Here is an 18,059-nt window from a genome sequence, read left to right as displayed (position 1 = left end):
CCAGGCGCGACCGACGGACAGAAAACAGAGGGAGCGGCCAACGCTCCCTCATTCGCGTTTCGGAGATGATGATGGCCGCGATATCCGAGCTTGTGCATACAGAGGGCGATTCCAACACCACGGCGGCGCGCGGCCGCTGGGATGCCGGCCAGGACGATCCCCGCATTCGCGGCCTGCTCGATCGCGATGCCGCCGTCTTCATGCACCAGAGCCTGTCCAGCCCGTGCCTCTCGACGATCGCCAAGGCTGAAGGCATCTGGATCGAGGATACCGCCGGCCGCCGTTTCATGGATTTCCACGGCAACAGCGTCCACCATCTCGGCTACGGCCACCCGAGATTGGTGGCGGCGATCAAGAGACAGCTCGACGAACTCTGCTTCGCGCCGCGCCGCTTTACCTGCGAGCCCGCCGTCGAACTGGCGGAGAGACTGGCGGCCCTCGCGCCTGGCGACCTCGGCAAGGTGCTGTTCACCACCGGCGGCTCGGATGCCATCGAGGTCGCGCTGAAGATCGCGCGCGCCGCGACCGGCCGTTTCAAGACGGTGTCGTTCTGGGACGCCTTCCACGGCGCCGGCTTTGGCGCGGCAAGCGTCGGCGGCGAGGCGACCTTTCGCTCGCACATATCAGGTCCGATGATGACCGGCACCGAGCATGTCGCGCCTTGGGACGGCTATCGCTGCCCCTATGGCCACGATTCCCTAGAGGCTTCTGGGCTCGCTTGCGCCAACATGATCGCCTATGTGCTCGGCCGCGAGCAGGATGTGGCGGCGGTCGTTGCCGAGCCGATGCGCGCGACGCCCAATCCGCCGCCGCCCGGTTTCTGGAAGCGGGTGCGCGAAGCCTGCGACCGGCATGGCACGCTGCTGATCTTCGACGAAATCCCAACCGGCCTCGGCAAGACCGGAAAATTCTTCGCCCACGAACATGACGGCGTTACGCCCGACATCGTCGTCCTCGGCAAGTCGCTGGGCGGCGGCATCCTGCCGATCGCCGCCGTCATCGCGCGCCGCGACCTCGACGTCACCGGCGGCTTCGCCATCGGTCACTACACCCATGAGAAGAACCCGGTGACGACGCGCGCCGCGCTGACGACCATCGACATCATCCTGGAGGACGGGCTGGTCGAGCGTTCGGCCGAACTTGGCCGGCATATGCTTGGACGGATGCAGGACCTGATGGCGCGTTCGCCCCATGTCGGCGATGTCAGGGGCAGGGGACTGATGGTCGGGGTCGAACTCGTCGAGGATCGCGCCTCGCGCCAGCCGGCACGCGACCTCGCCGAACGCGTCTTCTACGCCTGCCTGGAACAGGGACTGAGCTTCAAGGTCAGCCAAGGCAACGTGCTGACACTCTCGCCGCCATTGGTCATTTCGAAGACCGATCTCGACCGGGCGCTCGACATCGTCGAGACCGCGGTTCTGGCGGCCTGACCATGAAGGCCGTCCGCACTGACCACGAACTCGAATGTCCTGAAATCGATGCCGGCTTGCGGGCTAGGGGCGTCGACCTGGTGACGTTGCCGGACGGCATTCCCGAAGCTGAACTCGCCAACGCGGTTGCCGACGCCGACCTTCTCTTGATGTGCTATACGCCGATCACCGCGCGGGTGATAGACGCGGCGCCAAGGCTGAAGGGCATCGTGAAATATGGCGTCGGTATCGATGCAATCGACATCGCCGCCGCGATGCGACGTGGTATTCCCGTGGTCAACGTGCCCGAATATGCCGAGGAAACCGTTGCCGAAGGCGCCTTCGCGCTGATGATCGCGCTCGCCAAGCGGCTGCCTGCGATCACGCAGGCAATGTCGCGCGATGGCTGGATCTGGCCCGAGCAACGCTGGCTGGGGCGTGATATTTCCGGCGCCACGCTTGGGCTCGTCGGCTGCGGCAAGATCGGCCGCAGCATGGCGCGCATGGCAGGCCAGGGATTCCGCGCACGCGTCCTTGGCTTTGATCCCGCTGTCGATGCAGCGACAATGCGCGCCGCCGGCATCGAGAAGGCCGACGACCTCCATGCCATGCTGGGCGCCTGCGATTTCATTTCCATCCATTGCGTTCTGAACGACCAGACACGCGGCCTGATCGGCAAGCATGAGCTCGCCTGCCTCAAACCCTCGGCCATCATCGTCAATGTCTCGCGCGGTGCGTTGATCGATGAGGCGGCCCTCGTCGAGGCGATTGTCGCCGGTCGCATCGGTGGTGCCGGGCTCGACGTCTATTCGGCGGAGCCGCTGTCGAAGTCAGGCCATCCGATGAGTGTGCTGTTCGGTCGCGACAATGTGATCCTTTTTCCGCATCTCACCTTCTTCACGCATGAGGCGATGCGCCGGCTCGAGGACGACACGCTCGCGCGGTGTTTCGAGATCCTCGAAGGCAGGCCGGTGACCGTCCGCTCGCATGATCCGCGATTGCGGGCGCAGACGGCAGGTATTGCGTTCGGCTGATAAGCGAGATTTTTCAAGCTGATAGCTGCCCCCGGCGCAGTCACATTCATGGCCACGACGTGGATGCGACAGTTCCGTGACAAATATCAGAAGAAGTTTGGCTCTCATAAAATAAATAGATTTTACTTATCGATCGCCGATCCCCAGAGTTGTCACAACGAAGACATCCAACCGGCTCAACGTCCGTCAGAGACCCAAGGCCGGGTGGTCCTAGTGCATCGCAGAATGTGCCTTCAATCAAAGGGGAACTCGTCATGAAATCAAGAAACGCAACCATGGTCGCGGCCTTCGCCGCATTGCTTGCATCGGCGGCCCTCGTCGGGCCGGCGCTCGCCGACGGCGTCGTCACCGTCTACTCCGCCGATGGCCTGCATGATGGCAATGGCAGCTGGTACGAGACCGAATTCGCCGCCTTCACCAAGGCCACCGGCATTACCGTTCAGTATATCGAGGCAGGTTCGGGCGGCGTCGTCGAGCGCGTCGCTAAGGAAAAATCTAACCCGCAGGCCGACGTGCTTGTGACCTTGCCGCCCTTCATCCAGCGCGCCGCCGCCGACGGCCTGTTGCAGGACTACAAGCCGGAGGCCGCATCCCAGATCGACGGTGGCACCGACAAGTATCGGCCGCTGGTCAACAATTACATGAACTTCATCTACAACAGCGCCGTGCTGTCGGAAGCGCCGAAGAGCTACAACGATCTGCTCGATCCGAAGTTCAAGGGCAAGATCCAGTATTCGACCCCCGGCCAGGCCGGTGACGGCACCGCCGTCATGCTGCAGATCATTCATGCCTTCGGCGGCGAGGACGCCGGCTTCGAGTTCATGAAGAAGCTGCAGGACAACAATGTCGGCCCATCCGCCTCGACTGGCAAGCTGACCGCACTGGTCAACAAGGGCGAGCTGCACGTAGCCAATGGCGACCTTCAGATGAACATGTCGCAGATGGCCGACAATCCCAACATCAAGGTGTTCTGGCCGGCGGGGCCTGACGGCGTGCGCTCCACCTTCGCGCTGCCCTACGAAATCGGGCTGGTCACCGGTGCGCCCAATGCCGACAACGGCAAGAAGCTGATCGATTTCCTGCTGTCCAAGGAAGCCCAGTCGACTGTAAGCTCGATTGCCATCGGCTTGCCCGCCCGCAAGGACGTGACGCCCTCCGACGCCAACTTCGCCAAGCTGCAGGAGGCCATGAAGGGCCTGACCATCTGGTCGCCGAACTGGGACGAGGCGCTGAGCAAGCTGCCCGACTACGTCAAGAAATGGAACGAAGCGACCGGAAGTTGATCCGCCAAGGAAACAGTCCGGAGAACAACGCCATGTCGGCAGCCGCCTTCACGGGTTCCGAAGTCACGGATATCGACGCCGCGAAAGTTCGCGGCGCCGGCTCCAATGTCCACTTCGACAAGGTCGTTGTCGCCTATGGCGCGCATGTCGTCCTGCATCCGCTGACCCTCGACATCGCGCCGGGCGAAATCCTGGCGATGATCGGCCCGTCCGGGTCCGGCAAGACGACCGCCTTGCGGGCCGTGGCCGGCTTCGTGCGGCCGAGAAGCGGACGCATCCGTATCGGCGCCACCGACGTGACCGATCTGCCGCCCTACGAACGCGGGCTCGGCATGGTGGTGCAGAACTACGCTCTGTTTCCGCATATGCGGGTCGAGGACAACGTCGCCTTTGGCCTGCGGGCACAAGGCGCCGACAAGGCGCTTATCGGCGAACGGGTGAAGGATGCGCTCGCCACCGTCGGCATGGCGACGTTTGCCCGGCGTTATCCACGCGAACTTTCGGGCGGCCAGCAGCAGCGCGTCGCGATTGCCCGCGCCCTTGCGGTGCGGCCACGTGTGCTCCTGCTCGACGAGCCGCTCTCGGCGCTCGACGCGCAGATCCGCCGCAACATGGTTGAGGAAATCGCCCGGCTGCACCGCAGCCTGCCCGGCCTCACCATCCTCTACGTCACGCATGACCAGACCGAGGCACTGACGCTTGCCGACAAGATCGCCATCATGCGCGACGGCAGGGTCTGTTCGCATGGGCCGACGACCGAACTCTATCGCCGCCCGCCAAACCGTTTTACCGCCGAGTTCCTCGGCCGCGCCAACCTTCTGCCGGTGACGGTTGCCGAAGCTGCCGGCCCGAAAGGCTTTGCCACGGCAAGGCATGGTGATGCCGTGCTCACCAGTGCCGGTCGCGACGAGAAGGCCGGCGACAAGAGCCTGCTTTGCATCAGGCCGCAGCATCTGAGCCTCACGGCAGACAGCGAGCACACCAACCGCATTGTCGGCACGCTCAGGGAAGTGCACTGGCAGGGCGAACTCACCCATCTGGTTCTCGATGTCGATGGCACGCCGGTGCGCGTCTCGGCAACAAAGCTGCCTATGGCCCTGCCGGAACCCGGCACAAAGGTACCGCTGTTCTTTGCGCCAGCCGATACGTCGCTTCTTCCGGAAGACGCCGGTGTCTGAAGCGCTCGCCATTGGTGCACCGACGGCCAGGAAGCGAGAGCCGGGCCGGCTGTGGATCGTGCCGCCGGCGGCCCTGCTGGCGCTGCTGTTCTTCTACCCGCTGGCGCTGATTGTACGCCAGGCGTTCCTCGACGACAGCGGTGTCGCCAATGTCGCGGAGATCATCCGCGTCCTGCATTCGCGCTTCTTCCTCAACGCGCTGGTCAACACGGTGACGATCTCGGTCACCGCGACGGCCGGATGCCTGATCGTCGGCCTGCTGCTGGCGCTGATCCTCGCCTTCGTGCCGTTTCCCGGCAGCGGCTTCATAGCCCGGCTGATCGACACCTTCATCGCCCTGCCGACCTTCCTGGTGACGCTTGCCTTCACCTTCCTTTACGGCTCCGCCGGCATGCTCAACTCGGGGCTGATGGAGGCCTTCTCGCTGCCGCTGCCGCCTGTCGATTTCCTCTATTCGACCTGGGGCGTCGTGCTGGCGGAAGTCACGGTGTATACACCCTTCATCCTGCGGCCGCTGCTCGCCGCCTTTTCGCTGGTCGATCGCGGCCAGATCGAAGCGGCAAGCGTGCTTGGCGCCAGGCCGTTCCGCATTGTCCGCCAAGTCATCCTGCCGGCGGCGGTGCCCGCGCTCGTCGCTGGCGGCAGTCTCTGCCTGCTGCTCACCGTCAACGAATTTGGCATCGTGCTGTTCATCGGCGCCAAGGGCGTCATCACCCTGCCGCTGCTGATCTACGGCAAGGCGATCCAGGAATCGGCCTACCAGGTCGCCTGCATCATCGCCGTGGTCAACATCGCGCTGTCGCTCGGCTTGTTCGGTCTCTACCGGTTTGCCGCCGGCCGGTTGGGAGTCTAGCCATGCTGGTCTGGTCGCGCTCCGGCCGCTTGATCATCTGGGTGATCTTCGCGCTGATCTTCGGCGTGCTGTTCCTGGCGCCGCTGGCGGTCATCCTCTTGTCCAGCCTCGCCGACCAATGGAACGGCGTGCTTCCCAATGGCTTGACCACGGAGCACTATGCCGATGTCGCCAAGGGCGCGGCCTGGAACGCGGTCAAGGCGAGCCTCGTCACCGGCTTCGCGGCAAGCGCATTGGCGCTGGTCAGCGGTACCTGGGCGGCATTGTCGCTTCGCCTGCAAGGGCCGGCTTTGAAGCGGCTGCTCGGCCTTTTGTTCTTCATCCCGAGCGCGGTGCCTTCGGTGTCCGTCGGCCTTGGCCTGCTGGTTGCGTTCAGCCATCCGCCGCTGTTGCTCAACGGCACGATCGCAATCGTCATGATCGCGCATTTCGTGCTGATCTCGGCTTTCACCTTCGGCAACGTCTCGGCCGGGCTGGCACGGCTGTCGCCCGACTTCGAGCAGGTGGCGTCAAGCCTCGGCGCGAGGCCGGCCTACCGGCTCCGGCATGTCACGCTGCCTTTGCTCGCGCCCTATCTGGTCGCCGCCTTCGGTCTGAGCTTCGCGCTCTCCATGGGCGAACTGGGCGCGACCGTGATGGTCTATCCGCCGGGCTGGGTGACGCTGCCGGTGTCGATCTTCTCGCTAACCGATCGTGGCGACATCTTTGCCGGGGCCGCGCTCACCATGATCCTGGTGGCGGCGACGCTGATCCTGCTGCTTGGGCTGGAGCGCATCACCAAGCGTGCCACCGGTTCGTAGGCGCTGAAGCTCAGCTCTGCGCCGGCTGCCGTTCGACGATGTAGATATGGTCGGCCGCCAGCACCACCTCGCCGCGCTGGTTGATGACCTCGCATCGCTCGATCACGCGTCCCGACCCAGGCCGCTTCGGATCGTCCTCCTTGGCCGCGATGGTGGTGCGCGTACGGATCGTGTCGCCGATGAACACCGGCTTGATGAAGCGCAGCCGGTCATAGCCATAGGAAAAGGCGACAGGGTTGATCACGTTCGCCGTCAGCCCGATGCCGACCGAGAACACCAGCGTGCCATGCGCGATGCGCTGGCCGAACGGCGTCGTCTTCATGAATTCGGCGTCCATGTGGTGCGGGAAGAAATCGCCGGTGTGGCCGGCATGAACGATGAAGTCGGTCTCGGTGATGGTGCGGCCGCTGGTGAGGCGTGACGAGCCGATCTCGTAGTCCTCGAAATAGGTGATCTGTTCCATCAGGGCCTTTCCGCGATCGGCGTCGCAGGCGCCGCGCTCGAACGATAGGCCGCTTCCACCAGCGCCATTGTGTTCCAGGCGTCGTCGACCGAGCTGATCAACTCATCGTCTTCGCCTGATGCAAAGCGCTGGACATTGGCCATGCGGCCGACGAAGGCGTCGGGAAACCATTCGCCGGCCAAAGGCACTGATATCCAATCGCTCCCGCCTTTCGGATAGATCTCCAGAATATCCGGCTCGCCCTTGGGATAGTCGAGGTTGAGGCCGAGCTTCAGATAGGCCGCACCCTCGGTGCCGCTGATGCGGAACTCGCAGGCCTGGTGCCGGCGCCCGAACTTGTGGTCGTGGTTGATCGACAGCGCGCAGCGCACCGTGTCGCCATAGTCGAGAATGGCACTGGTGCGCGTCTGCGCCACCTTATGGTTGGGGTGGCCAAGCGTCTTGGCATGCACGCCCTTGGGATCGCCGAGCAATTGCCGGATCAGGTCGAGATAGTGGATCGAGTGCATGGCGATCTCGACGCGCGGCGCCTTGAGCAGGAATTCCCACAACTGCCACGGCGTCGCCAGCGCCAGCCAGGCGTCGAAGTCGACGACCTCGCCGAGCCAACCCTTGGCGATTGCGTCCTTCAGCGCCAGCATCATCGGCGCGAAGCGCAGCTGGAAATTCACCGCCGCCTTGAGCTTCTTGGCGCGGCAGATTTCGAGGATTTCGGTTGCTTCGCCGAGATAGTTGCCCATCGGCTTCTGGATCAGTGCGAACGCACCGTCGGGCAGAGCCTTCAGGATCTCGGCATGCCGCCCCGGTGGCGTTGCCAGATCGAAGATCGCGTCCTTCACTGCAGCGGCTTCTTCCGCCGAACGGAACGCCGTCACACCCCATGTGTCGGCCAGGACCCGCGCCTTGGCCTGGTCCGGATCATAGAGGCCGGCGATCTGAAATCCCGCCTTCCGGTAGGCGGGAAAATGCGCATCGCCGACGATGGAGCCGGCGCCGAAGGTGACGATCGGCCGGGACTTTGAGGGTTTGGGCCAGGACTGGACGAGCGAGGCAGGGTCGAAACCGCCCTCAGTCCCTTCAGTCATGGTGAAAAACCTCGTCCATCTCGGCCCACCACTCGCCCTCCTTGCGTGTCGCCAGCGGCTCCTGGCAAGGTATGCAGACCGCCCACCACTCCTGCGTCCTGGGATCAGCGGCCATCTTGGCCATGTCGGCGGCATAATCGGTGCCATGGTATTCGAAATTGGAAAACAGCAGGTTCTCCGGCCTTTTCAGGTAGATCGAGTAGTTCTTGATGTTGCAGGCCGAAATCATTGTCAGCACGTCAGGCCAGACGGCGGCGTGCAGGCGGACATATTCCTCGACCTTTTCCGGTTTTAGCCCCAGTACAAATCCCATCCGCTGCATATCAGCTCCCTTATGCCGTGATCGCCGTGGTGAATTCGGCCATGCTCATGCTCTTCACCGCGTCCCAGTCCCAGTCGATGCCGATACCCGGTTCGTCGGGCGCCAGGGCGTGCCCATCCTCGATGCGCATGTGCTTGCCGGTCAACTGGTCGAGTTGCGGAATGTACTCGACATACCTGCCGTTCTGAACAGCGCAGGTCAGGCTGACATGCAATTCCATAAGAAAATGCGGGCAGACCGGAATGTCGAAGGCCTCCGCCGCATGGGCGATCTTGAGCCAGGGCGTGATGCCGCCGATGCGGCCGACATCAACCTGCACGATCGAGCAGGCGCCCTTCTGCATGTATTCCCGGAAATGGCGGATGGAATAGAGCGACTCGCCGATCGCGATCGGCGTCGGCGTCGAGTTCGACAGCCTGATATGCCCGTCTATGTCGTCGGCCGGCAGCGGCTCCTCGATCCAGGCGAGGTCGAGTTCGCGCAACCTTGCCGCACGCCGGATCGCCTCGTCGACCGAAAATCCCTGATTGGCGTCGGTCATGATCTCATAGCCGTCGCCCACCGCCTTGCGCACCGCCGACAGGCGCGCAAGATCCTCGGACCCATGCGGCCTGCCGATCTTTACCTTCGAGCCGCGAAATCCCTTGGCCTTGGCAGCGAGCGCATCATCGACCAGCGCCTGCGTTTCGATGTGCAGCCAGCCGCCCTCGGTCGTGTAGAGCGGGCAGCGGTCCTTGGCGCCACCGGCCAGTTTCCACAGCGGCAGGTTCTGCTTCTTCGCCCTGAGATCCCAGAGCGCCGTGTCGATCGCCGCGATGGCGATGGCGGTGATGGCGCCGATCGTGGTCGCATGCGTGGCGAATTCGAGATCGTGCCAGATCGCCTCGATCATGTCGGGGTCGCGGCCGATCAGGCGCGGCGCCAGATGGTCGCACAAGAGCCGCATCACCGAGGAACCGCCAGTGCCGATCGTGTAGCTGTAGCCGGTGCCGACCGCGCCGTCGGAATCGGTGATCGTCACGATTGGCGTTTCCTGGCTGACGAAACTCTGGATAGCGTCGGTGCGCTTGACCTTGGGCACAAGGTCCACCATCCGCAACTCTATCTTTTCGATCTTGGCCATGTCCGTCATCTCCGCAAAGTCTTGCCGGTGTCGGCGGCAAACAGATGCGCCTGTGACAGGTCGAGGCTCATCGCCACTTGTTCGCCCGGCTTCAGCGGTCGCGGGTTCAACATGCGCGAGACCCAGTCGCTGCCGTTGAACTCGACGAACACCAGCGTCTCGTTGCCGAGCGGTTCGGTGACGGTGATCGGCAGTTCGATCTGATGCACGTCGGCGGCACCACCGGAGCTGATGCCATGGCCGGTCGGATAGATGTCGTCGGGCCGCAGCCCGAACACGACCTTGTCGCCGGTGGCGACATTGGCTTTGAACTGGCCGGGCAAAGGCAGCTTCTCGCCGCTGGCGAAAACCAGATGGCCGTCACTGACCGTGGCCTCATGCAGGTTCATAGGCGGCGAGCCGATGAAGCCGGCGACGAAGCGTGTCGCCGGCCGCCGGAACACTTCGTCGGGCGTGCCGACCTGTTCGATGTAGCCGTCGCGCATGATGACGATGCGGTCGGCAAGCGTCATCGCCTCGACCTGATCGTGGGTGACGTAAATCACCGTCGATTGCACCTTGGCGTGCAGCTTCTTGATCTCGGTGCGCATCTGCGTGCGCAGTTTGGCGTCGAGGTTGGAGAGCGGCTCGTCGAACAGGAAGACATCGGGATCGCGCACGATGGCGCGGCCCATCGCGACGCGCTGCCGTTGCCCGCCGGAGAGTTGCGACGGGCGGCGGTCGAGCAGTGTGTCGAGGCCGAGGATGGCCGAAGCCTCGGCAACGCGGCGGTCCATGTCTTCCTTGGCGGCCCCGGCGATCTTGAGTGAAAAGCCTAGATTCTCGCGCACCGTCATATGCGGGTAGAGCGCGTAGGACTGGAACACCATGGAGATGTTGCGCGAGCGCGGCGGCAAATCGTTGACGACGCGCCCGCCGATCTCGATCGAGCCGGCGCTGATCTCTTCCAGCCCGGCGATCATGCGCAGCGTCGTCGACTTGCCGCAGCCGGACGGGCCGACCAGCGCGATGAATTCGCGGTCGGTAATATCGAGATCGATGCCATGCACGATCCCGATATTGCCGTAGCGCTTGGTCAGTTTTTTGAGGGAAACCGTTGCCATGGGGTCAGCCTTTCACCGCGCCGGAGGTCAGGCCGCCGACAAGGTGTTTCTGGACAATGTAAGTGAGGGTGAGCGCCGGAATGATCATCACCACGGCGAGCGCGCACATGCCACGCCAGTCGATGGTGAACTCGGCCGTGTAGTCGAGCAGGCCGACCGGCAGCGTCTTGGCGCTGACCGAGCGGGTCAGTTGCGAGGCCAATGCGAACTCGTTCCAGCAGGTCAGGAAGGCAAAGATTGCCGCCGACGCAATGCCCGGGCCGGCAAGCGGAAACTCGACTTGCCAGAAGGCCTGCCAGCGCGTGCACCCGTCGATTTGCGCCGCTTCCGCAAGGTCCTTCGGCACCTGGCGGAAGAAGCCGTCGATCAGCCAGATGGTGAAAGGCACGTTGAGCGCGACATAGGCGAGGATCAGGCCGAAATGCGTGTCGATGATGCCGAGCCGCACATAGAGGAAGAACAGCGGCAGCGACAGCGCGATGCCCGGCACCGTGCGCGTCAGCATCAGTCCGAGGAAAACGCCGGATTTGCCGCGGAAGCGGTAACGCGCGAAGGCATAGCCGCCGGCCATGCCGATGGCGACCGCGATCACCGTCGAGGTCACGGAGATGATCAGCGAGTTGCGGAAATATTCGATGACCGGGATGCCGCCCTTGCCGATGCCTGAGAACATCGCGACATAGGCGTCGAACGAGATATCCTGCGGGATCCACACCGGCGGCTTGGCCATGATCTCGACCGTCGGCCGCAGCGACGACAGCACGATCCAGAGGCCGGGCAGGCAGATGGTCAGCATCGCCAGGAACAGGCCGACGCGATAGACGATACCAAAGAGCCGGCGCTTCAGGCGGGCGGAAGAATTCTCGTCCATTTTCACCACTCCGCCCTTCACCACTCAGCGCCGATCTGCGTGCGCGCCGCGGCGAGCTTGTTGAAGAAATAGACGGTGAAGGCGATCGACAGCAGGATCGAGAAATAGGCCATGGCGTTGGCCATGCCCATGCGTCCGTCGCTGTAGGCGGTGCGGGCCACCAGCGTCCAGAGCAGTTCAGTGCGGCCCGCTGGCCCGCCGTCGGTCATGATCTTGACGATGTCATAGGCGCGCGCGACGTCGAGCGAGCGGATGGTCATGGCGATGTAGGCGAAAGGCATGACGAAAGGCCACGTCACATAGCGGAATGTCTGCCACGGGGTGCAGCCATCGACGCGCGCCGCCTCGATCGGCTCCTTGGGCATGGCGAGCAGCCCGGCGAGGATCAGGATGGCGAAGATCGCCGTCGAGGACCAGATCTCGGCAATCGAGATGGCGATGAAGGCGAGATGGCCTTCGATCAGCCAGGGGATGGCATCCCTGGTGATGCCAAGCGACTGCAGGGCGTTGTTCACCAGGCCGATATTGTCGTTGAACATGAACTTGAACTGGAAGCCGACGAGGATCGGCGAGAACATCATCGGAAACATCATCAGAGTGCGCAGGATGCGCTGCCCGCGCGTCGCCTTCTCGACCAGCATCGCCAAGCCGAGGCCAAGCAGCATTTCGAGATTGAGCGCGATCGTCAGCAGCAGAACCGTGCGCCCGAACGCCCACCAGAAATCGGTGTTGCCTAGGATCGAAAGATAGTTGCGGAAACCGACGAAGACGAAAAACGTCTCGGGCTTGGTCAGCCGGAACGGCGTGAAGCTGGAATAGAGCGAGAGCAGCAACGGCACCACGACGACCGCCGCCAGCACGATGATAGCCGGAAGCAGCAGCAGGAATGGCGCGGATGGCTTGAAGCCCTTCATCGGGGTCCTTTGGTGTCTGGCATGCAATGTTGGGCCGAGGCCCGACCCGGTGAACAGTACCGGCAAGACGCGATCGCCTCCCCCATTCACGATGGGAGAGGCGGCCTTTGGAGCATTGGTTAGAGTTTGCCGGCGTCCTGCAGGATCTGCGTCGCTTTGGCGGCGGCTTCATCCAGTGCCTGCTTGGAGGTCTTGTCGCCGAGGATCGCGGCCTGCAGCTCGGGATAGACGGCGTTCGAAATCTCGATCCACTCGGGCGTCTGCGGCACGGCAAAGGCGTGCTTGGCTTCTTCCTGGAAAGCCGACAGAACCTCCTTCTTGTAGGGATCGTTGGCCGCCTGCTGCAGGTCCCAGTCCCAGACCGCGCTGCGGGTCGGCAGCGGGCCGGCGGCGGCCTCGAACTTCTGGCTGTCCTCGTTGGTCAGCCACCACACCAGCGATGCGGCAGCCTCCTTGTTCGGGCAGTTCTCGGTCACCGAGAATCCATGGAAGCCCGACCAGCCGGTGCGTACTCCGGCGGAGCCTTTCGGCGCGACCTTGACGCCGACATTGCCGGCGACCTTCGACGACTTCGGATCGTTGAAGAAGCCTGCCCAGCCCGGCCAGTCCAAATTGATGGCGACGGTGCCGGAGGCAAAGCCCTGGCCGAGATCGTCCCAGAGATAGTTGGTGGTGCCGGCCGGAACGGCCTTGGCCTTGTAGAGGTTGACGAACCAGTCGAGTGCCCGGATGCCAGCCTCGGAATTGAAGACGGGCTTGCCGTCCTTGTCGAGATATTCGCCGCCCTCGGCGACAACCATCTCGTAGAAGCGGCCGTTGATCGCCTCTTCCTTGCCGGCGAATTGCGTGCCGTAGAAATTGGGCGGATTGGCGAAGAACTCGGCCTGGTCGGTGACTTCCTTCCAGGTGTCCGGCGGCACCAGGTCATAGCCGTATTTCGCCTTGAACTTGGTCTTGTTGTCGGCGTTCTCGTACAGGCTCTTCTGGTAGTAGAGAGCCGAAACGTCGAACTGCGCGCGCGGCAGCATCTCCAGCTTGCCGTCGATGGTTGCCGCCTTGATGGTCGAGGGTACGAAGGCGTCGATCTCCGACTTCGGCAGCAGTTTGCTGAGGTCGGTGTAGAGGCCCGTATATTGCGGCGCGAACGAGGAGTGGTTCCAGCCGACGCACCAATTGGTGCTGCCCGAGGCGATGTCGGACTTCAATTCCTTGTCGATGTCGAAGCCGTTCTTCTTGGTCAGGATGTTGACCTTGGCGCCCGTCGCCTTCTCCCATTCGGGTATGCGCTCGTAGAGCTTTTCATATTGCTGGCCGCCGATTAGCTTCACGTCGACGGTCACGCCCTCGAACTTGCCGGGCAGGTCGCCGGCAAGGGCTGCGCCTGCGCCTGACGCAAGCACCAATGCGCCGGCGCACACGCCGGAAAGCAGTCTGTTCATCGATATCCTCCCTGGGTGCGCCTCGATGGCGCCCGCAACTCGTCACGTGACAAAAGATGCTACATTCATATACAAACAAAACATTCATACGTACGTCAAGGCGAAATTTGTTTCCGCCGGCTGCGTTCCTGCGTATATGAAGAGCTGAATTCACTGGAGGGATGAGCCATGGACGACAGCGAAGACGAGCGCTACCGCGCGCCGGCGCTCGACAAGGGGCTCGACATCCTCGAACTGCTGGCCGGCGTCGACGGAGGCCTGACCCAGGCCGAAATCGCCAAGAAGCTCGACCGCAGCCCCAATGAATTCTACCGCATGCTGGACCGGCTGGTGCGGCGCGGCTACGTCACGCGGCTCGATGGCGACCGCTATTCGCTGACACTGAAGCTGTTTGGCCTGGCCCAGTTGCACGCGCCGGTGAGGCGGTTGGTTTCCTATGCGACGCCGCTGATGCGCGAGCTTGCCGAGACCTCGCAGCAGGCCAACCAACTCGTTGTTTTTGATCGCGGTTCCGCCGTGGTGATCGGCCAGCAGGAAGCGCCGAATTACTGGGGCATCTCGATCCGCGTCGGTTCCCACATCAGCCTGTTCGACACCGGTTCGGGCCACGTCCTGCTCGCCTTCCGTTCGCCGGAAGAGCGCCAGATGATGATTTCCGAGCACGTCCGCAGCACTGACAAGACTGCGCAGCCGGCCGAGTTCTTCGCCCGTCTCGACCAGATCCGCGACCGCGGCTACGAGATGATGGCTTCCATGCAGACGGCAGGCGTCTTCAACCTCTCGGCCCCGGTGCGCGGTTCCGACGGCAAGGCCATCGCGGCGCTATCCATCCCCTACATCACGGTGGTCAATGCGCCATCCGCGCCCGATATCACACGGACCATCGAGCTGTTGCTGGCAACCTGCGAAAAGCTGTCGCATCTGGCCGGGTCGGCTGTCGGCTCAGCGGCGTGAATTCTTATTTGAATGAAGAATTCCTCCGTGAGATGATCTGAAAAAAGCTATCGGAGGAGCCTCGCCATGATCATCGACACCCATCTGCATCTCATCGATCGCTCGGCCCTGCGCTATCCCTGGCTTGCCGGCGTGCCGGCGCTGAACCGCGATTTCTCCTATGAGGAATATGCGGTGGAGGCTCAGCGTGTCGGTGTCGGGCGCGTGCTGCATATGGAGGTCGATGTCGATCCGGCCGACATAGAGGCGGAAACCGCCCGTGTCGAAGGCCTGTCGCGGCAGTCCGGCAGCATGTTGGCCGGGGTGATCGCATCCTGCCGACCGGAAGAGGGTGACTTTCCTGCCTATCTCGAACGCCAGCGTGCGAACCCCTTCGTCAAGGGTTTCCGCCGCGTCCTTCACGTCGTGCCGGATGAGCTTTCGGAAGGGGCATTGTTCCGCGACAACATCAAGCGGCTTGGCGGCACCGGCCTGACCTTCGACCTCGTCGTGCTGCCGCACCAGATCCCCAGGGCGATCGCGCTCGCCGATCTGGCTCCCGATGTCCAGTTCGTGCTCGATCATTGCGGCGTCCCCGACATCAAGGGCAACGCCGAGCATCCCTGGCGCGAACATATGAGCGAGATCGCGCGGCGTCCGAACGTCATGGCCAAGATTTCAGGCGTGGTCGCCTATGCCGATCCCGGCAGTTGGACCGTCGAGACGCTGCGGCCTTATGTCGAACACACGATCGGTGCGTTCGGCTGGGACCGTGTCGTCTGGGGCAGCGACTGGCCGGTCTGCACGCTTGGCGGCGGTCTGTCGACCTGGGTGGCGGCGACCCATGCGCTGCTTTCGGGCTGCGGCATTTCGGAGCGCGACGGGCTGCTGTCGGGCAATGCCCGCAGGCTATGGCGGTTGAAGTAACGATGCAGTTCAGGTCCCTCAGGTGGGCGCCTGGGTACTGGCCCGGAACAGGCTGATGAGATCGGCGACGACCTGGCCGGCCGGATGGCCGGAGGTCAGCCCGGAATTGATGCGGTCGGACGCCGCCTGCTGGAACGCCATGTAGCCGTCATGGCGCGGCCGCACCCAGGCGCCCTCCAGCGTTGCGCGCGTGTCCCGATAGAAGCTGCCGGTCGCTTCATTGACAGCCTGGTCCTCCCAGGCAGCCGCGTGGCCCGGCTGGCCGCCGGCGGCGGCATAGATGCCGCGCTGGACATCGCAGCTGGCGACCCAATAGGCGAAATCGATCGCCGCCTCTTTAGCCTCAGAGAAAGCTGAAACGGCTATGCCCGTGCCGCCGAGTGCCGAGCCGATCGGACCATCGGAACCAATGACCGGGATGTCGGCAAAGGCCAGCCTGTTCGCGCGAAAACCCGACGCCGCATAAGAGACATAGCCGTAGATCAGCGGTGCGCAGACAATGCGGGAGCCGGCCTCCGCCATGCGCTCCGAAACGGCGATCGGGTCCATGTCGAAACAGGCCGGGTCGAGCAGCGCCGCGATCTCGCGCATCCTCTCGAAGACTTCGCTGCCTGTCTCGATAGCGATGAGATCGTGGGACGGGTCGGTCCCGCAAGGACGTCCGAGGTTGCCGGCCAGCGTGTAGAAGGTCATCAGGCAATGCGGTGGCCGCAGCGGCAGCAGCACACGGCCCTGGCGGGCGAGATCGAGCACCTCGCCCCACGTCGCTGCCGGCGCATCGAGCGCATCCGGCCGCCAGGCCTGCACCTGCGCCGCCGCGTCGATCGGAAACGCCCATTGCCGGCCTTGCCAGCTGTAGCTCGGATAGGACTGGCCGACGCTGCCGGAGGCGAGCGCCGCGCGCTCGCCCTCGCGGCCGGCGACATCAAGCGGTTCAAGGCAGCGCTCCGCCGTGATCTGGCCGACATGCGGATGGTCGATGACGATCAAATCATAGGCCCGCGCCAATTCCTCGACCGGGAAAGATTCGAAATCCTGCAGCGAGCGCTTGTCCCATTCGACGGCAACGCCGGTTTTCTGCTCCCACCGAGATGAACACGCGACCATCGGATCGTAGCCGCGCGGGTGGCTCCAGGTCATGCCCTTGAGTTTATGCACGCTCACAGATCGAACTCCGCGCGGATTTTCGCACTGTGTTCGCCGATGCGCGGCGCCGCGCGGTCGACCTTGGCTCTGATCCCATCGACCCTGAGCGGCGAACTGGTGGTGAGGATGGAAACATCATCCTCGCGCGTCACCGTCTGCAGCATGTCGAGCGACTGGAAGCCTTCGCTTGCCAGCATCTCGGGCCAGGTCAGCACCTTGGCGCACCAGATGTCGGCTGGTTCGAGGATATCAAGCCATTCGTCGATGGTCTTGGTGGCAATTCTCCGCGCGATGATTGCCTTGATGTCGTCGCGCGCGGTGAACCACGATGCCGGTCTGTCGCGATAGGGGGCCAGTTCTCCGAGCGACAAAAGGTCGGCCAGCTTGGGGATCGGCGTCATGGCGATGGCGAGGTAGCCATCCTTGGCCGGATAGACGCCGTAAGGCGCCGACAGATAGGCATGCGCGCTGCGGAAACTTGAGCGTCTGGGCAGGCGGCGGCCGTCATTGAGATGCGTGGTCAGCACCTCGAACTGGAAGTCGACCAGCGCTTCCAACAAGCTGGTTTCGATATGGCTTCCCTGGCCGGTGATGCCGCGCCGAACCAATGCGGCCAATATGCCTTGCGCGCAGGCCGCGCCCGCCAGCATGTCGCCAATGGCGAGGCCGAACGGCACCGGCCCCTGGTCCTCGTCGCCGTTTAGCCACATGACGCCGGAGCGCGATTGCGCCAGCAGATCTTGGCCGGGCCGCTTGACCCATGGACCTTCCTCGCCATAGCCGCTGATCGAGGCATAGACCAGACGCGGATTGATCTGGCGGACGGCCTCGTAATCGAGGCCGAGCCGTTCGATGACACCCGGCCGGAAATTCTGGATCAGCACATCGGCCTTGGCCAGCAGCCCGCGCAATGCCTTGAGGTCCGCCTCGTTCTTCAAATCGATGGCCAGGCTTTCCTTGGCCCGGTTGATGGCATGGAAGATGGTGGAATCGCCGCCGATCTCGGTGTCGCTGAGATAGAGCCGGCGCGACAGGTCGCCCCCGTCAGGACGTTCGATCTTGATGACGCGGGCGCCGAGATCGAGCAGCCTGAGCGAGCAGTACGGCCCGGACAGGAACTGGCTCATGTCGACGACGACGAGGCCGGCAAGCGGCAATTCGGCTGCTGCCGGCATC

18 protein-coding genes are annotated in these 18,059 nt (G+C 63.6%); 8 read left to right on the top strand and 10 right to left on the bottom strand.

What is annotated here, in order from left to right; all coding sequences use genetic code 11:
* Positions 1-71: 71 nt before the first annotated feature.
* The 6 genes from EN845_RS14045 (at position 72) to EN845_RS14020 (ending at position 6,557) form a co-directional block, all read left to right on the top strand.
* Positions 72-1,430 (top strand): aspartate aminotransferase family protein, encoded by a 1,359-nt coding sequence (locus EN845_RS14045; protein ID WP_127870516.1) that lies wholly within the window; start codon positions 72-74, stop codon positions 1,428-1,430.
* A gap of 2 nt (positions 1,431-1,432) precedes the next feature.
* Positions 1,433-2,443 (top strand): NAD(P)-dependent oxidoreductase, encoded by a 1,011-nt coding sequence (locus EN845_RS14040; RefSeq protein ID WP_127870517.1) that lies wholly within the window; start codon positions 1,433-1,435, stop codon positions 2,441-2,443.
* Positions 2,444-2,697: 254 nt separating this feature from the next.
* Positions 2,698-3,726: a 2-aminoethylphosphonate ABC transporter substrate-binding protein gene (locus tag EN845_RS14035; RefSeq protein WP_127870518.1), complete on the top strand. Its 1,029-nt coding sequence runs from the start codon at positions 2,698-2,700 to the stop codon at positions 3,724-3,726.
* A 32-nt stretch (positions 3,727-3,758) separates the two neighbouring features.
* A complete protein-coding gene (locus tag EN845_RS14030; RefSeq protein WP_127870519.1) occupies positions 3,759-4,904 on the top strand; it encodes an ATP-binding cassette domain-containing protein in 1,146 nt (381 codons plus the stop codon).
* Positions 4,897-5,757, top strand: coding sequence for a 2-aminoethylphosphonate ABC transporter permease subunit (locus tag EN845_RS14025; RefSeq protein WP_127870520.1), 861 nt, complete (start codon positions 4,897-4,899; stop codon positions 5,755-5,757). Before EN845_RS14030 ends, EN845_RS14025 begins: the two co-directional genes overlap by 8 nt.
* Positions 5,758-5,759: 2 nt before the next feature.
* On the top strand, positions 5,760-6,557 hold the full coding sequence (locus tag EN845_RS14020; protein ID WP_127870521.1) for an ABC transporter permease subunit: 798 nt from the start codon (positions 5,760-5,762) through the stop codon (positions 6,555-6,557).
* 10 nt (positions 6,558-6,567) lie between these two features.
* On the opposite strand, the gene EN845_RS14015 is transcribed toward EN845_RS14020, so the two are convergent.
* The 8 genes from EN845_RS14015 to EN845_RS13980 form a co-directional block, all read right to left on the bottom strand.
* Positions 6,568-7,023, bottom strand: a complete 456-nt coding sequence (locus EN845_RS14015) for a MaoC/PaaZ C-terminal domain-containing protein (RefSeq protein ID WP_167531368.1) — start codon at positions 7,021-7,023, stop codon at positions 6,568-6,570.
* Positions 7,020-8,105 carry a Gfo/Idh/MocA family oxidoreductase gene (locus EN845_RS14010; protein WP_127870522.1) on the bottom strand — a complete coding sequence of 362 codons (1,086 nt, stop codon included), beginning with the start codon at positions 8,103-8,105 and terminating at the stop codon, positions 7,020-7,022. Before EN845_RS14010 ends, EN845_RS14015 begins: the two co-directional genes overlap by 4 nt.
* Positions 8,098-8,427, bottom strand: coding sequence for an L-rhamnose mutarotase (locus tag EN845_RS14005; RefSeq protein ID WP_127279173.1), 330 nt, complete (start codon positions 8,425-8,427; stop codon positions 8,098-8,100). Before EN845_RS14005 ends, EN845_RS14010 begins: the two co-directional genes overlap by 8 nt.
* A 10-nt stretch (positions 8,428-8,437) precedes the next feature.
* Positions 8,438-9,550 (bottom strand): mandelate racemase/muconate lactonizing enzyme family protein, encoded by a 1,113-nt coding sequence (locus tag EN845_RS14000; protein ID WP_127870523.1) that lies wholly within the window; start codon positions 9,548-9,550, stop codon positions 8,438-8,440.
* A 5-nt stretch (positions 9,551-9,555) separates the two neighbouring features.
* A complete protein-coding gene (ugpC, locus tag EN845_RS13995) occupies positions 9,556-10,653 on the bottom strand; it encodes a sn-glycerol-3-phosphate ABC transporter ATP-binding protein UgpC (protein ID WP_127870524.1) in 1,098 nt (365 codons plus the stop codon).
* Positions 10,654-10,657: 4 nt separating this feature from the next.
* Entirely contained in the window at positions 10,658-11,524 is an 867-nt protein-coding gene (locus tag EN845_RS13990) for a carbohydrate ABC transporter permease (RefSeq protein ID WP_127279176.1), read from the bottom strand.
* Positions 11,525-11,541: 17 nt separating this feature from the next.
* Positions 11,542-12,438 (bottom strand): sugar ABC transporter permease, encoded by an 897-nt coding sequence (locus tag EN845_RS13985; RefSeq protein WP_127870525.1) that lies wholly within the window; start codon positions 12,436-12,438, stop codon positions 11,542-11,544.
* Between the two features lie 119 nt (positions 12,439-12,557).
* Positions 12,558-13,877: a sugar ABC transporter substrate-binding protein gene (locus EN845_RS13980; RefSeq protein WP_127870526.1), complete on the bottom strand. Its 1,320-nt coding sequence runs from the start codon at positions 13,875-13,877 to the stop codon at positions 12,558-12,560.
* A 168-nt stretch (positions 13,878-14,045) separates the two neighbouring features.
* On the opposite strand from EN845_RS13980, the gene EN845_RS13975 reads away from it, so the two are divergent.
* Together EN845_RS13975 and EN845_RS13970 are read left to right on the top strand one after the other, a co-directional pair.
* On the top strand, positions 14,046-14,831 hold the full coding sequence (locus EN845_RS13975; protein WP_127870527.1) for an IclR family transcriptional regulator: 786 nt from the start codon (positions 14,046-14,048) through the stop codon (positions 14,829-14,831).
* 66 nt (positions 14,832-14,897) lie between these two features.
* Positions 14,898-15,737 (top strand): amidohydrolase, encoded by an 840-nt coding sequence (locus EN845_RS13970; RefSeq protein ID WP_127870528.1) that lies wholly within the window; start codon positions 14,898-14,900, stop codon positions 15,735-15,737.
* Positions 15,738-15,755: 18 nt separating this feature from the next.
* Here the strand turns inward: EN845_RS13970 and EN845_RS13965 are convergent, their stop codons facing one another.
* Positions 15,756-16,901 (bottom strand): extracellular solute-binding protein, encoded by a 1,146-nt coding sequence (locus EN845_RS13965; RefSeq protein ID WP_127870529.1) that lies wholly within the window; start codon positions 16,899-16,901, stop codon positions 15,756-15,758.
* A complete protein-coding gene (locus EN845_RS13960) occupies positions 16,898-18,058 on the bottom strand; it encodes a CaiB/BaiF CoA-transferase family protein (protein WP_127278598.1) in 1,161 nt (386 codons plus the stop codon). The genes EN845_RS13965 and EN845_RS13960 overlap by 4 nt, the downstream gene beginning before the upstream one ends.
* Between the last annotated feature and the right edge of the window lies 1 nt (position 18,059).

The organism is Mesorhizobium sp. M8A.F.Ca.ET.202.01.1.1, from assembly GCF_004791595.1.
GTDB lineage: Bacteria > Pseudomonadota > Alphaproteobacteria > Rhizobiales > Rhizobiaceae > Mesorhizobium.
The sequence above is the reverse complement of the archived record's forward strand: the minus strand, read 5'-3'. Positions and strand labels throughout refer to the sequence as shown.

What these genes read in the sequence shown, in the direction of transcription:
- EN845_RS14030 (WP_127870519.1), top strand. Translation starts at nt 3,759, where the DNA reads ATGTCGGCAGCCGCCTTCACGGGTTCCGAAGTCACGGATATCGACGCC.
- EN845_RS13990 (WP_127279176.1), bottom strand. Translation starts at nt 11,524, where the DNA reads ATGGACGAGAATTCTTCCGCCCGCCTGAAGCGCCGGCTCTTTGGTATC.
- EN845_RS14020 (WP_127870521.1), top strand. Translation starts at nt 5,760, where the DNA reads ATGCTGGTCTGGTCGCGCTCCGGCCGCTTGATCATCTGGGTGATCTTC.
- EN845_RS13960 (WP_127278598.1), bottom strand. Translation starts at nt 18,058, where the DNA reads ATGCCGGCAGCAGCCGAATTGCCGCTTGCCGGCCTCGTCGTCGTCGAC.
- EN845_RS14045 (WP_127870516.1), top strand. Translation starts at nt 72, where the DNA reads ATGGCCGCGATATCCGAGCTTGTGCATACAGAGGGCGATTCCAACACC.
- ugpC (WP_127870524.1), bottom strand. Translation starts at nt 10,653, where the DNA reads ATGGCAACGGTTTCCCTCAAAAAACTGACCAAGCGCTACGGCAATATC.
- EN845_RS14010 (WP_127870522.1), bottom strand. Translation starts at nt 8,105, where the DNA reads ATGACTGAAGGGACTGAGGGCGGTTTCGACCCTGCCTCGCTCGTCCAG.
- EN845_RS14035 (WP_127870518.1), top strand. Translation starts at nt 2,698, where the DNA reads ATGAAATCAAGAAACGCAACCATGGTCGCGGCCTTCGCCGCATTGCTT.
- EN845_RS14040 (WP_127870517.1), top strand. Translation starts at nt 1,433, where the DNA reads ATGAAGGCCGTCCGCACTGACCACGAACTCGAATGTCCTGAAATCGAT.
- EN845_RS14005 (WP_127279173.1), bottom strand. Translation starts at nt 8,427, where the DNA reads ATGCAGCGGATGGGATTTGTACTGGGGCTAAAACCGGAAAAGGTCGAG.
- EN845_RS13985 (WP_127870525.1), bottom strand. Translation starts at nt 12,438, where the DNA reads ATGAAGGGCTTCAAGCCATCCGCGCCATTCCTGCTGCTGCTTCCGGCT.
- EN845_RS14000 (WP_127870523.1), bottom strand. Translation starts at nt 9,550, where the DNA reads ATGGCCAAGATCGAAAAGATAGAGTTGCGGATGGTGGACCTTGTGCCC.
- EN845_RS13980 (WP_127870526.1), bottom strand. Translation starts at nt 13,877, where the DNA reads ATGAACAGACTGCTTTCCGGCGTGTGCGCCGGCGCATTGGTGCTTGCG.
- EN845_RS13975 (WP_127870527.1), top strand. Translation starts at nt 14,046, where the DNA reads ATGGACGACAGCGAAGACGAGCGCTACCGCGCGCCGGCGCTCGACAAG.
- EN845_RS13970 (WP_127870528.1), top strand. Translation starts at nt 14,898, where the DNA reads ATGATCATCGACACCCATCTGCATCTCATCGATCGCTCGGCCCTGCGC.